This window comes from Pseudoalteromonas tetraodonis, from assembly GCF_002310835.1.
GTDB classification, from domain to species: Bacteria; Pseudomonadota; Gammaproteobacteria; order Enterobacterales; family Alteromonadaceae; genus Pseudoalteromonas; species Pseudoalteromonas tetraodonis.
This window is the reverse complement of record NZ_CP011041.1, coordinates 2,931,269-2,945,432: the sequence shown is the minus strand read 5'-3', so window position 1 is coordinate 2,945,432 and position 14,164 is coordinate 2,931,269. Positions and strand designations below refer to the sequence as shown.

The window sequence follows — 14,164 nt, the reverse complement described above, 5'->3', positions numbered from 1 at the left end:
AATATTAAATACGTATGTACCTATTTCATTTAGTTATAACCGCGTATTTAGTGCGCTTTCAGTTGTTTTGTATTTGTTTTATTGCTATTGACGATCCTAATGTATTAGATTTTTTTTGGTGTTTTTTATCATTAATTAACTTTTATTGATAAATTAAAAACAATACAAAAGGGGGGTTGACCTTTGCGGGTTAAAACAAGCCTTGTAGGCTAAGTAACAAATCGAGCAAAGCTACCGCGCCCTGTTTACGCTCAAGATAAACACGTTCTGGCTATCTGGTTATTATTGAAACTTTGTTATAATTCACAAAAGTTTTTAAGAGATAACTAAATGACTCACGTTGATGTGATAGTGATTGGTGCCGGAGCCGCTGGTTTAATGTGTGCTGCACAAGCAGGGTATCGCGGCCGAAGCGTCACAGTACTTGATATGGGTAAAAAGCCAGGACGTAAAATTTTAATTAGTGGCGGTGGGCGTTGTAATTTTACCAATGAAAATGCAAGCCCTAGCAACTATTTATGCGCAAACCCCCATTTTGTAAAATCGTGCTTAAGTCGTTATACGCAACACGACTTTGTAGAGCTTGTAGACCGACATGGTTTGGCATATCACCATAAGACACTCGGGCAATTATTTTGTGACAATAGCGCACAAGACATTGTTGATATTTTACTAACCGAGTGTGAGTGGGCGGGCGTTACTATTAAACTGCGCAGCGAAGTGTTAAATGTCGCTAAAACAGCTACCGGCTATAGTGTGACCACTGAACAAGAAACACTTACTTGTGAGTCGCTTGTGGTTGCATCGGGTGGGTTAACCATGCCTAAACTGGGTGCTACGCCAATCGGCTATAAAATTGCAGAGCAATTTGGCTTAAAGATATTGCCGACTATGGCTGCTTTAGTTCCCTTTACCTTACATCAGCACGATAAAGACCGTTTTGAAGGGCTTTCGGGTATTAGTATTCCTTGTGAAGTTGCAAGCGAAGATGGCACCGTATTTAAAGAGAATATTTTATTTACTCATCGTGGTCTATCTGGGCCTGCTATATTGCAAATAAGCTCATTTTGGCGAGCAGGTCAGGCGGTAACGATCAATTTACTGCCTGAAATAGATTTAAAGCAACAGCTAGCTGATTGGCGAGAAACACAAGCGCAAAAATCGTTGAAAAATAGCCTTGCGACTATCCTACCTAAGCGCTTTGTAGAAATACTCCACGACAGTAACGCCATTCCCGATTGTAATATTAATCAACTGACGCATGGCCAAATAGACGCGCTTGCTGATTATATTCATGCGTGGCAAATTAAACCAAATGGTACCGAGGGTTACAGAACCGCAGAGGTTACTTTAGGCGGCGTAGATACCGACGAGTTGAGCTCAAAGACATTTGAGGCTAAAAAAGCCAAAGGCTTATACTTTATTGGCGAAGTAACCGATGTAACGGGTTGGCTAGGAGGCTATAATTTCCAATATGCGTGGAGCTGTGGATTTGCCGCCGGGCAGTACGCGTAATTGTTTTTAAACAATTATAAAATTTAGCTGCAAACTGCGTATTGACACGCCACTTCATCTTTGAGGTGGCGTTTATTCCTGCTCTGTTTATAACTTAAGTTTTTAACTCGTCTGGGTAAGTTTATACTGCTGCATTTTGCTATTTGGTTTTTCGGGAATAGTCATTTCTATAATTCCAGCATCAATGGCTGGCTTTAAGTAGCGCTCTCTAAAATGTTTACGGTCTTTTAATCCAAGCTTATTTTGTAGCTCTTGTCGGTTTAATGGCTTTTCGCTTTGGGTAAATACATTAATTAAAGCGATGACTTGGGGGGCTTGTAAGTCTACATTTATAGCCTGTTTAACTTGAGGGGGTTGTTGGGGGTTTTTGGTTTTTGTTATTGATTTTAAATCACTTTCTAATGAATTTAGTGCCGCTAGTAATGCTTCCAATATATACTCAATAAACACGGATGAGTCACCGGACTTGGTACTCAGGTTAATGCTTTCAAAATAATGTCGGCGAGTTGTCGCTATAACATTGTTAATATTTATTAGTGAAAATAGCGAATGCCACTGCGATAATTGCAGGGTTTGCCACGTACACGCTATTTCAGTATTACCCTGTGCAAAAGGTTGAATAAACTGTAATTCATAATGGCATACTGCACTACTGATTAAAGGATGATGCGCGGTTGTTTTAAACCAAGCAAATAACTCCTCTACCATTTGTGGTACTCGCATTGCTTGTGGTGCCATTTGCAAACCACTTTTTAACGCTAAACTTTGCTGCCTATAACTGCCCGATTTTTCACTCAGATCTTTGATTAAGCTTCGATGCAAGGCTAATAAGCTATCTGGGGTTGATAGACCAGATGATATTGATTGAATATCAAGGTTATTGATTTGCAGGGAGGCGGTTTTTTGTTGCTTATAGTGCTCAAGCATTGCTGGCGAATATAAGGCACTGATTTTACCTAAAACTTCACTAATATTTACCATACTGTGAGTCATGCTAGCTGAAATAGAGAAGGGGGGAGTGGCGTTGCTCATTTTGGTATAGGGGTTATTCAAATCAGGGGGTTAAGAATACGCGAACTGAGTTTAAAAGTCAGTTTTAATGGGTTTTTAGTCTGGTTTTTTGTGCTGTTATTAGTTCTTTATAATTAGTTTGGTGTGTGTCGATACATTAATTGGCTATCTTACTTAGTTATAAGAGGCTAGCTGAAGCGACTATCGTTAGTTTATTGTCGCTAAAATAAACTGAATTACGACCATTATTTTTAGCTTCGTATAGTGCGCTATCGGCACGTTCTAACACGCTAATAACTGAATCATCAGAACTGATGGTAGCTACCCCTATGCTTATGGTTAGCTGAATGTTGGCAACAGGGTGCGTCGAAATATAGTCTTTTAACGCGTTTGCTTGTGCTAATGCATTGGTCAGTGAGGTGTTTGGTAAAATAATAGTAAACTCTTCTCCCCCCCAACGCGCAATTAATGAATGGTTGGGCATGCTACTTTTAATTAGTTTAGCAAACTCAGCTAACACTTTATCACCGACTAAATGACCATAGGCGTCGTTTATTTTCTTAAAGTGATCAATATCACAAATAAATAAGCAGTTTGTGGTTTTTGTTTCTTTGCTGCTGGTAATGACTTGCGACAATGCATAATCAAATTTTTGTCTATTATAAAGCCCTGTGAGTTTATCTGTTTCAGCGAGATGTTGAATCTCTATATTACGGGTTGTTAAATGCGCATATGCAGAAAAACGTGTTTTTTCATAAAATCTGAAAATTAAGATATGGGCAATGCTGACCTCAATGATATTAAATAAAGAGCCCAGCCCGATAGTGACGGTTAGCTGTTGTTGCTTATAAGTTAGGTAAGCACAAATACAAAAAGCAATGGCGCTAAAAATGCTCCCCCAATTTCTACCCACTAAAAAAAACGCAAAAGGGGGAATAAGTGTTGCCCAAAATAAAGAGTGAGCAAGGCCACCGACAGAGATAACAAATGTCATTATTAAACTAACGACCATAAATGTAACTGCCCATGCCGCAGCACTTACATTTGCAGTTTTACTAAACCAGCCATAAATAGCTAATGATATAACTAAGCCTAATGCATCAATGGCGGCAATATCGTAACTGTGAAAGTAGAACAGGTTGAGTAGGGTTAAAACTAAAAAGTAGCAGGTTGCCGTTAATAATGAATGAGCAATTAAGCGTGTGCGCCAAAAGTCTTTATGATCTTTTGGATACTGTGGTAGTCCTTTGTACCAAAAATCTAGCATGCTTTATTTCTCTTAGACTGTGTCTTTTTTATTGACTGATTATTACTCATAACCCGCTCATATAAAAGTACCGAGTAAATAACTACAAAAAGAAAGGGTTATCTAGCTTGCGCTATTTTTGTATGCAAAATACAGTTCTGCATTGCAGTGATAGCGAGTAGATCTTCAGCTAGAGATATGACGGGCACATTATTACTTTGGACACTCTCTTTAAAGTGATGATGATTACATAGTTAAAAACCCCGATATCACGCAGTGCTATCGGGGTTTTTTAACTTCTAGTGGTTACTCTTCGATAAACGCTTCACCTTCTTTCATCCACTTAGCGGCCGGTTTGCCTTTAAGATAATGATCAAAGTACTGCATCATACGCACTGAAAAATCGACCTGATTAGGAAACTTTTTCAAGTGGTGTGGTTCACCTTCGTATTGTAAAAAGGTTGCATCTTTACCTGCGCGGCGAAGCGCTAAGTAATATTGCACGCCTTCATGCCATGGCACCGCATCATCTTTGTCGCCAAACATAATTAAGATAGGCGTGTTTACTTTATCGGCAAAAAATACCGGTGAGTTTTCAATATAAAGCTCAGGTGCTTCAAATAAATTTTTACCAATACGGCTTTGCCCTGTTTCGTATTGAAATTGGCGTGCAAGTCCAGATTTTAAGCGAATGCCACTGTAAGCACTGGTCATGTTAGACACTGGCGCGCCCGATACCACTGCTTTAAACATATCAGTTTGGGTGATCATAAATGCACTTTGATAACCCGCCCAAGAGTGGCCTTGTAAACCTATTTTATCTGGGTCGGCAATGCCTAAATCAATCAGCTTTTGGGTGGCGTTGATCATGGTTTGAGTTGAAGATTTACCGGGGTGTCCTATTTCAAAGCGAATGTCAGGTAAAAAAATGGCGTAGCCATTTGAGGTAAACATCGGGAAATTAGGGCGATGATTTAATTCCATTTTTGGAAAGTCATACATGCGCTGGCTCATGTAGCGGTAAAAGTACACCACAACAGGCACTTTATCGCCTTTTTTGTAGCCGGCAGGCTTGATTAATACCCCTTGTAAATCTTCACCATCAAAGCCTTTATAGCTAATGAGTTCAGGTGCTTGTCCCCAAGCAAAGTTGCTTATCTGAGGGTTAAGGTTAGTTACGCGTTGTGGTTGTTTAAAGTTAGAGTCTGTTTGATAAATGTCTGGAAATTGCTGATAGGTTTGCTCAGTAAATAAGTATTTATCGGCATGTTTGGCCTTTTTAATTACATCAAAGCGCTTATTACCTGTAAGTAATTCAGTGACTTCAAGAGTTGCTAAATTAAGTTTTGCCACTTCACTTTGCTTGCTTTGTAAATTAATTGCAGAAAGCAGGAGCGTATCATTGTTGTTAAAGGCTACTTGGTTTTTATCAAGTTTGATCACTCTGTATTGCGTGTTACTTTTTTTACCATTAGTTAAGCGTTTAGCTTGCTTGGTATTGACGTTAAACGACCAAATATCGTATTTGCTGTAAACCAGTATTTCGCTGCTATCGTTCAGCCAGCCTGCAAAACCATAACCAGGCTGCTTGGATGGATAGTCGTGTTTGTCATCGGCAAACGTGGCGTTAATCGCCTTGCTGAGTACGCTCACTTTATTATTACCTAAGTTTTTAAGCTGTACTTGGTTATTATCAAAGTAAGCAGCAAACTGCCCATTGGGCGCAAGGCTCGGTCTAAATGGATAGTCGTTAATGATAGGAGTCTGTTTACCCGTGTTTATATCAACAGCAAAGTAGTCAGCAAAAAAACCGCCATACATTACTTTTTCAAGATGCGCTAAATTTGAGTAGCCTAACAATGAAGTGGCACGCTCAGTATTAAGCGACAGCTCAGGCATATTTGGCGTGCTTAACTGAACGACTTGCTGTGAGTTTACATGGTATACCGCCGTGTAATGACGGTTTTTATTATTTTCATTCCATTGCTGCTCTTCGCGAGGTTTAATTTGCGCGTCATTGTTGTGCCATACATTTAACCCTTTATGGTCGCGAATTACCTCAAAGTCATACAGTGATGACTCATCTGTGTATTCTTTTTGTTTAATTTTTGCTGCGAGTTTTGGGCGGTTTTCAAAGTATAAACGTGTACCATCTTCGGCCCAAGTTAATGTCGCGGTTTTGCCCATTAACCATTCTGGGTTAGGTGATTGCACAGTGGTTAGCGTGTCGTTTTGCCACAGCGTTAATTCGTACTGACGACGACGCTTATCATCGTTTACATAGTTGCCTAAGGTAAACGCAACGGTTTTTTCGATTGGGTGCCACGCTATTTTGCTAGCAACCACACCAGGCTCATCAATTAATACGGTGCTGGTAAAATTATCGAGTGAAAATAAGGTAATTTGATTATTGCCGCCATCCACATAGCTTTGACTCACCAATAGTTGATCGCTGGTGGCACTAATGCCATAGGTAAAGGCACTTTCAAGAGTATGAGTGCGTTTGTCACTTAAGTTGATGATAACCAGCGGATAGCTTTTATCTTTTTTGTCGGCAGTGATAGCGCTGTCGCTGTCGAGCTTTTTATCGTCTTCTTCAGCGTTTTCATTTTTGCGATAGGCCAGCCACTGGCCGTTATTAGCTAGCACGTAATCTTTTACATTATTAAAGCTTTGCTGCTCACCGGTTTGGGTGTTCACTAATACTAAGTTATTTTTTAAGTCACTTTTTTTCTTAGTGGTTTCTTTTTCAAGCAGAGTAGGCACCTGCGTAAATGCGACCCAGTTAGCCATTTTGCTAATGGTAGGACGGGTTCCTCGTTCCACTTCAGCAATAAGCTTATTGCTATTGAGTGAGTAGACTTTCCCGGTAGCATTCCCGCGATAAGGGGTTGCACTTAAAGAAAGGATTTGACCATTTTCAGAAAGCTGCGTGCCTTTTGCAGATTTAAAATCAAATACATCTTTAAATTCTAGTGGCTTATTAGCTAAAGCACTGGCGCTCGTTAAGCTGGTAATAAGTGCACAGCCTACAAGAGTGAGTTGTGTTTTCATTATAGATTCTCGTTTTTTAACATTATTTTATTGTAACGAGTTTTAATAACAATTCGAGTAGATACGATAAGTGGTAGCAGGGCAGAGATGAGAGGTTAAAAATATAAGGTAAAAGGTAAAAGGTAAAACTTTCGGGCTACGGAATGCGAGGTGCTAAGTATCCGTAAAAAGTTAGGGAAGCGGAAGTTTAATTGTGGTTTTCAATTTTTTTACTTTCAGCTCTGTGTTCAAATTTATTTTTAAGTCTAATTTATAAAAAGAACACAGAGTTTATGTGGAATAGATTATAAGAAATGGCTAAATAGTTTAATTTAATAACCTTGCTAGCAAAATTAACTAAAACCTTATAACCAAATTTTTTGAAGCTCTGGCCATTGTTTTTCAAATTGCTCGCTAGGTCGTGCACTAAAATTACTGCGCACAAACTGATTCATTTTACCTTCAACGTAGGCAAGCAAAAAGTTAGCTAGGGTTAACTCATCGCTTTGGAAGTTTTTACCTTCACGTAGCTTACGCTCTCTAAGGATTTGTTTAAATTGGGTTTCTAGCTTTTCAAATAAGCCTTGTACACGCTCACGAAGTCGCTCTTGTTCACCCTGTAGAGCATCGCCTGTTAATATACGGGTTATGCCTGGGTTTTTTTCGGCAAACGTTAGCAGCAGTAATAGGGTGTTGTATACACGTGCTTTACTTTCTTTCTCGTTATCTAAAATAAGATTAATACGTGATAGCAGCGTGTCTTCAATAAATTCAATTAACCCTTCAAACATGCGCGCTTTACTAGGAAAGTGGCGATAAAGAGCGGCTTCAGATACGCCAACTTCTGCGGCAAGTTTGGCTGTTGTAATACGCTGGCCTGGGCTGGTTTCTAACATTTGTGCGAGTGCTTGCAGTATTTGCTCTTTGCGATTACTTTTTTTTGTCGCAGGCATGAACATTCCTTTTTAATAGTTATTTTTTTCAACATAAATGTGCGATAACACAGCTTTGTGCCAAGTGTTACAGCGCGCAATACTCAATGGGGTGTTTTTGCACGTATTACAGCGATACATTAGTAATGCGCAAGCGTTAAGCTATTTTAGCGTAGTAAAATTACACCAAAAGGTCACAAGGCGTCATCATGTTAATGTTTTATTCAGTTTGTTTCCAGCCTTTTTATAATCGTTTGGCGAGCTGCTCGATCACTTTAACCGCTATTTCTATTTTACTGGTTTCAGGTAAGTCGAGTTGTTCATTTTGCCAATACAGGGTGAGTGCGTTGCGCTCAGAATTAAAGCCTACATCACTGTGCGATACATCGTTGGCACAAATCATATCGAGGTTTTTATTGGTTAGTTTCCCCTTTGCGTAATTAGCAACGTTCTGCGTTTCTGCGGCGAAGCCGACGGTGTAAGGGCGGTTTTGTGTGAGGTTTGCAACCGCGGCTATTACATCTGGGTTTTTAACTAAGCTAAGAGTGAGTTCATCGCCTTGTTTTTTCATTTTTTGCGTGGCGATACTTGCTGCACGATAATCGGCCACAGCGGCACAACCAATAAAGGCATCTGAGTGAGGCGCATATTTGAGTGACTCATGCAGTAACTGTTCAGCACTTTCTATATTAATTAAATTAACACCTTGCGGTGCTGTAATAGTTACCGGGCCTGAAATTAAGTTCACGTGTGCGCCAAATGATAACGCAGCTTGCGCCAGTGCATAGCCCATTTTTCCAGAGCTATGATTTGATATAAAACGAACAGGATCGAGAGGTTCACGGGTTGGGCCTGCGGTAATTGTAATTGTTTTACCTGCTAAGAGTTGTGGTTGCGCAGGTTCAGTGCATAAACTCACTAATTCATGCGGTTCAAGCATTCGCCCAGCACCGACATCACCACAAGCTTGCTCACCCTTACCTGGTCCCCAAACAGCAACGCCACGAGCCTTTAAAGTGGCTATATTAGTTTGCGTTGCAAGGTGTGCGTACATTTGCTGATTCATAGCTGGCGCTATGGCAACTTTTGCGGGGGTCGCCAGTAATAAAGTCGTGAGCAAGTCGTCAGCAATCCCTGCGGCCATTTTCGCAATAATATTGCTGGTGGCAGGGGCAACTAAAATTAAATCAGCCCATTTGGCAAATTCAATATGTCCCATAGCGGCTTCGGCTGATGGGTCTAGCAATGAGTCAGACACCATTTCACCACTCACAGCTTGCATGGTTAGCGGGGTGATAAAATGTTTTGCTGATTCGGTCATTACTACTTTAACGTCACAACCATGGTCTTTTAAGCGTCTTACGAGTTCAGCACATTTATACGCTGCAATTCCACCGCTAATACCCAGCACTATTTTTTTATTTGTTAAATTAATCATGGTTGTTCATCAATTTTATAAAATATGGTGGCTAAAATAACAAATCTTGAGCGTGACAGCTAAGATAAAATGCGTTTTATCGCGCTAATTTTTGATTTTGCATTACAGTTATACAGTACAGTAACCTTTCAAGGATGAATCATGCAATTAACGTCACTGCCTAATTCGCTCCGCCCGCGAGAAAAACTGCTAGAAAAGGGCGCAAAGGCACTCTCTGATGCTGAACTATTAGCTATATTTTTGCGCACGGGCCTACCCGGCATGAATGCCATAGAGTTGGCGCAGCATCTGATCAACGAAAATAAAACCCTGCATAATTTGTTTAATGCCAGCATAGATGAGTTTTGTGCGCAAAAAGGCTTGGGAATGGCTAAATATGTTCAGCTACAAGCAGTACTTGAGCTAAGCCAGCGTTACATGCAAGAAGGCTTTGTACGCGACGCCGTTTTTAACTCTCCACAAGCCGTTTATGACTATTTAACGCTGCAAATGCGTGGATTGCAGCAAGAGGTATTTATGGTGTTGTACCTTGATAGTCAAAATCGTTTATTAAAAGATGAAATATTATTTTACGGCACAATTAATGCGGCCAGTGTATATCCGCGTGAAGTGGTAAAGGCGGCACTGAAAAATAATGCGGCGGCGGTGATTTTTTCACATAATCACCCCAGTGGTATTGCAGAACCGAGTCAGGCCGATAAGCTCATTACCAATAAGTTGTGCCAAGCACTGCAATTAGTCGACATAAATGTGTTGGATCATATTATTATTGGTGGTGAAAGCAGTGTTTCGTTTGCCGAACGGGGACTGATTTGAGTTTATCGCTTCAGATATGTGCTAAAAATGAGCGGTTTAGTGCGTTTTGGCAAATTAGTTTAATTTAAATGCAGTTTTTACTTTCCCTAAGGGCATTCGATCTTTATAATTAGCCGCTATCAAATTTACACATGAGCTGGTTGGATAAGATCAGTATTTGATCTTTGCCTGTAAAAGCTGTATAAAGAGCGCCCTTCGATTTATCTCTAGGGCACAAATACATGGCCTTAGGGAAAATTAAGCTCGAGCGAAGTTATTGGAGATATATAGACATGTCTAAAGTATGTCAAGTTACAGGTAAGCGTCCAGCGGTTGGTAACCACCGTTCACACGCGAGAAACGCGACTAAACGTCGTTTCCTACCTAACCTACAAACACACCGTTTTTGGGTTGAAAGTGAAAAACGTTTTGTAACATTACGCACTACTACTAAAGGTATGCGTATTATCGATAAAAAAGGCATTGACACGGTTCTTACTGAAATCCGTGCTCGTGGCGAAAAAGTTTAAGGAACTGAATTATGCGCGATAAGATCCGTTTAGTTTCAACTGCTGGTACTGGTTTTTTCTACACTACCGACAAGAACAAGCGTAACATGCCTGAAAAAATGGAAATCAAAAAATTCGATCCTAAGGCTCGTAAACATGTGATTTTCAAAGAAGCTAAAATCAAGTAATTTAGTTTTCTTTCAGAAATGTAAAAACCCAGCTTATGCTGGGTTTTTTGTTTTTAAAATCTGCTCTATCATCCACCGAAACCATATCACCGTAATGATACCCATTGAATTAAATCGCTAATTGGCTTTTGTTAAGCACCACGAATTATTCCGTAGATAATTGCATCAGTTGTTTATAACTAAAAAACATAAAGAGTATGAGCATTAAATGACTTTACGGGCTAAGTCGTTTGGTGTTGTTGATTTAGAGTGCGGATGAGCTGTTTAAGTATGCCTGAAGAGGAATAAGGGGGCTTTACGCTGACTTACTAGGGTATGAGCTGTAAGTAGCTCTAAGGCTACTTACAGCGCGATATTTATACTTTAAAGTTCTCTACTGATATTCTTAGTTCTTCGGCTAATTTAGCCACTTCTGAACTTGAAATATTCGTTTGTACAGCGCCTTCTGCTGTTTGCTCGGCAATAGCAACAATAGACTCTAAGCGCTCACTGATCTCTTGTGATACTTGTTGTTGCTCTTGTGCTGCTGTTGATATCTCTTCACTGACATTATGCGCTTGTGATACTGCAAGGGTAATTGAGTCCAGTGCACTGTTGGCTAAGTCACTTTGCTCAACACACGAAACCGCGCGTTCTTTACCTTTTTCCATAGCTTTAACCGCTTCTTCAGCGCCCGACTGTAGTGATTCAATCATAGATTGAATTTCTTGGGTCGACTCTTGTGTTTTACTCGCAAGCGATCTTACTTCATCAGCTACCACAGCAAAGCCTCTGCCGTACTCTCCGGCACGAGCGGCTTCAATCGCTGCATTAAGTGCGAGTAAGTTAGTTTGCTCGGCAATACCGCGAATAACATCTAAAATACTACCAATTGATGCGCTATCTTTGTGTAGTTTATTGATAACACTTGATGCTTCGTCTACTTCGTAGGCGAGTTGCTCAATGGTTGCTTTATTTTGATTTGAAATACCTTTAACGCGCTCCGCTTCTTTATCGGCATTTTTAATTTCGCTCAGTGCTTGTTGCGCACTATTACTCACTGTTTGTGATGTGCTGCTCATTTCAGTGGTTGCGGTTGCTGCTTGCTCTACTTGCGCTTGCTGATTACTGATTGCTTTGCTTGATTCACCGGTAATTGTTGAGGTTTGCTCAGAAGCGGCTGCAAGTTGTGTTGAACGTGAAATAATACCGGTGATTAAGCTACGTAAGCTATCAATTAAGGTATTACAACTTTTCGATAACTCACCAAATTCATCTTTTGCGCTGTCATCTAAGCGTTGAGTCATATCACCACTTGCAACAATATCTAGAATACGATTTACTTCCGCTAATGGCTTAGTAATACGGTTAACAGTAATGATGGCTACAAGCACAGCGATAATAGTCGCAATGATCATACCTATCCATGTCCATAAATTAGCTGAGTTTACGTCACTACGTACGCCTTCTTGTAATGTAAATGCAACGCCACTGGCTTGTAATACTAATTCGTCAATTTGGCTAAGCGCTGTTTTAGTCGCTTTTTCAGACTCTGCTAATTCACGCTCGGTTGTGCTTATTGCGTCAATAAGGCGTTTTTTATTAGCTGAAAGGCTATCGTTACCTAAAATATTGCTCTCTAGGGTATCTACATAACCCTTTAAGTCATTAAACAAGCTGCTGTGACTTTGCTCTATCGCCGGCTTTATTAATGAAACGGTACGAACGACTTCTTCAAAGTAATACACTTGCTCGTTTTTGATAATATCGAGCGTGTTAAGCGTTTTAACGGTTAGCATGTCGGTGCTGCTGGTAACCACGGACATAAAGTTATTTTCTAGATTATTAGCTGCTTGATAAGCGCGTGGATGATTATCCTCTAAACCATCAATATCAATAATATCAAGCACCATAGAGTTTGCATCTTCTGCCGCAAGCTCAACGGTTTCTAATTGAGCTTTGAGCTTTTTGTTAAGCACTAGCTGGGTGTTTTTATCTTTAAGCAGGCTGTTTATGATATTTGAAAAGCTCTGGTAGGTTTTTTCAACTTCAAGGCTGCTTTTGTTTAACTGTGGATCGTCTTTAACAACTTGTTGTAGTTCGCGGTGCAATTTATTAAATATTTGTTTTTGCTCTTCTATTTGCGCTTTTAACGTGGCGAGTTCTTGAGCCGATGTTATATGGAAACTAGCTTGAGCGGCTTTACTCATCAAAATAAATTCTGCTTGTAACTGAGCGCTCTTGTTTAATGCAGGAAGCGATAGCTGATTAACTTTTTGAGTTGAACGATCTATATTTGCTATTTTTATTAAAGAGTTACCGCCAATAATTAAAAGTAATAAAGTGATAAATATAAAACCACCCCAAATACGTTGACTCACTGTTAGATTCATATGGTTTTCCATTCAAAAATACGTCTATTAAAACTTATCGGCGCTTTCAACAATAAGTTAAGTAATTAAAAATAATTAATTTTTACTGTTAATAGTTAGTTGCTAAATTTACCGCAAAACTTAATTACAAACTAAGTCTTTTATTAAAGATAAAAAATAATGTAGGCAATAACACTCGTTTACTGTCTATGTTTAACTCAATTATAAGAGCATTGCTATTTTTTACACATTATTGTGAATGTTTTGTAATTATACAATTTAACATCCACTCTTAAACTTAACAGATGTATTAACTTTTTTCAGTTTATTTAGACAAAAGTTGTGATTTTTCTGAAAATTTTTGCTTACTTTGCAGTTCTATTAGTGTCATTGAGCCACCCCATACGCAACCCGTGTCTAGAGCATAAAGGTGGTTGTAGGGCGTTTTGCCTTCAAGTGCTGCCCAGTGTCCAAAAATTAGGTCATGTTGAGCGTTCATAATGGCAGGATGAGAAAACCAAGGAATTAGTGATGATGAATTTGTTGTTGCTTCTTTTGCATTAAAATCGAGCAAATTATCAGGCGTAATAAAGCGCATGCGAGTGAAATAATTAACGATGTAACGAAATTTAGCAGCATCATCAAGTTGCTCAGTCCATTTTAGCGGGTGAGGCTGATACATGTTTTTAAAATAGAACTCGGCATTGTTTTGACTGTAACACTGTTGAGCAAATTGAGCGTGTTTAATAGCGTGTGCGCACGACCAATCAGGGTTAAGGCCTGCATGAGAAATAAAACAATTATATTGTTCTAAATAAAGTGCTAAAGGCTGAGTTTGTAAAAACGCGATGTAGTGGGGCAGTTTACTACTGTTAAACAGTGCAGTGAGTCTGTCTTTGGGGTTAGGTGTAACATTATTTAAATAACAGGCAATCATGTGTAAGTCATGATTGCCTAATGTGACGCTAACGCTGTCTTGATGTTGATAAATATAATCAAGGCACGCTTTAGAGTCTGGGCCGCGAGCGACAATATCACCCACTAAATATAAGTGATCTTTGCTAGGGTTAAAGTCGACTTGCTTTAACAATAAACTAAATTCGTCAAAGCAGCCTTGTAAATCACCTATCGCGTAGTCGGCCATTG

Annotated in this window: 11 protein-coding genes; 4 read left to right on the top strand and 7 right to left on the bottom strand. The window is 39.6% G+C overall.

Annotated features, from left to right (window positions below):
- Positions 1 to 330 precede the first annotated feature (330 nt).
- Complete coding sequence (locus PTET_RS13745; RefSeq protein WP_013465912.1) at positions 331 to 1,515, top strand: BaiN/RdsA family NAD(P)/FAD-dependent oxidoreductase; 1,185 nt, start codon at positions 331 to 333, stop codon at positions 1,513 to 1,515.
- 102 nt (positions 1,516 to 1,617) lie between these two features.
- Here PTET_RS13745 and PTET_RS13740 read toward each other — a convergent pair whose 3' ends face one another.
- From PTET_RS13740 to coaBC, 5 genes are all read right to left on the bottom strand, one after another.
- The gene (locus PTET_RS13740; protein ID WP_016899194.1) at positions 1,618 to 2,508 is read right to left on the bottom strand and encodes a Fic family protein; all 891 of its coding nucleotides are present in this window, start codon (positions 2,506 to 2,508) and stop codon (positions 1,618 to 1,620) included.
- Positions 2,509 to 2,704: 196 nt separating this feature from the next.
- Positions 2,705 to 3,793, bottom strand: coding sequence for a GGDEF domain-containing protein (locus PTET_RS13735; protein ID WP_024601749.1), 1,089 nt, complete (start codon positions 3,791 to 3,793; stop codon positions 2,705 to 2,707).
- 285 nt (positions 3,794 to 4,078) lie between these two features.
- The gene (locus tag PTET_RS13730) at positions 4,079 to 6,826 is read right to left on the bottom strand and encodes a S9 family peptidase (protein ID WP_013465909.1); all 2,748 of its coding nucleotides are present in this window, start codon (positions 6,824 to 6,826) and stop codon (positions 4,079 to 4,081) included.
- 344 nt (positions 6,827 to 7,170) lie between these two features.
- Complete coding sequence (gene slmA, locus PTET_RS13725) at positions 7,171 to 7,758, bottom strand: nucleoid occlusion factor SlmA (protein WP_008113236.1); 588 nt, start codon at positions 7,756 to 7,758, stop codon at positions 7,171 to 7,173.
- A 223-nt stretch (positions 7,759 to 7,981) separates the two neighbouring features.
- Entirely contained in the window at positions 7,982 to 9,175 is a 1,194-nt protein-coding gene (coaBC, locus tag PTET_RS13720; RefSeq protein ID WP_013465907.1) for a bifunctional phosphopantothenoylcysteine decarboxylase/phosphopantothenate--cysteine ligase CoaBC, read from the bottom strand.
- Positions 9,176 to 9,316: 141 nt separating this feature from the next.
- Between coaBC and radC the strand changes: the two genes are divergently transcribed.
- The 3 genes from radC to rpmG all read left to right on the top strand — a co-directional run bounded on the left by radC (position 9,317) and on the right by rpmG (position 10,667).
- Positions 9,317 to 9,991, top strand: a complete 675-nt coding sequence (radC, locus tag PTET_RS13715; protein ID WP_096038773.1) for a RadC family protein — start codon at positions 9,317 to 9,319, stop codon at positions 9,989 to 9,991.
- A 272-nt stretch (positions 9,992 to 10,263) separates the two neighbouring features.
- The gene (rpmB, locus tag PTET_RS13710; RefSeq protein WP_008464111.1) at positions 10,264 to 10,500 is read left to right on the top strand and encodes a 50S ribosomal protein L28; all 237 of its coding nucleotides are present in this window, start codon (positions 10,264 to 10,266) and stop codon (positions 10,498 to 10,500) included.
- An 11-nt stretch (positions 10,501 to 10,511) separates the two neighbouring features.
- Positions 10,512 to 10,667: a 50S ribosomal protein L33 gene (rpmG, locus tag PTET_RS13705; protein ID WP_004587947.1), complete on the top strand. Its 156-nt coding sequence runs from the start codon at positions 10,512 to 10,514 to the stop codon at positions 10,665 to 10,667.
- A 356-nt stretch (positions 10,668 to 11,023) separates the two neighbouring features.
- On the opposite strand, the gene PTET_RS13700 is transcribed toward rpmG, so the two are convergent.
- Together PTET_RS13700 and PTET_RS13695 are read right to left on the bottom strand one after the other, a co-directional pair.
- Positions 11,024 to 13,039 carry a methyl-accepting chemotaxis protein gene (locus PTET_RS13700; RefSeq protein ID WP_013465904.1) on the bottom strand — a complete coding sequence of 672 codons (2,016 nt, stop codon included), beginning with the start codon at positions 13,037 to 13,039 and terminating at the stop codon, positions 11,024 to 11,026.
- Positions 13,040 to 13,343: 304 nt separating this feature from the next.
- Entirely contained in the window at positions 13,344 to 14,162 is an 819-nt protein-coding gene (locus PTET_RS13695) for a symmetrical bis(5'-nucleosyl)-tetraphosphatase (RefSeq protein ID WP_096038772.1), read from the bottom strand.
- Positions 14,163 to 14,164: the final 2 nt, after the last annotated feature.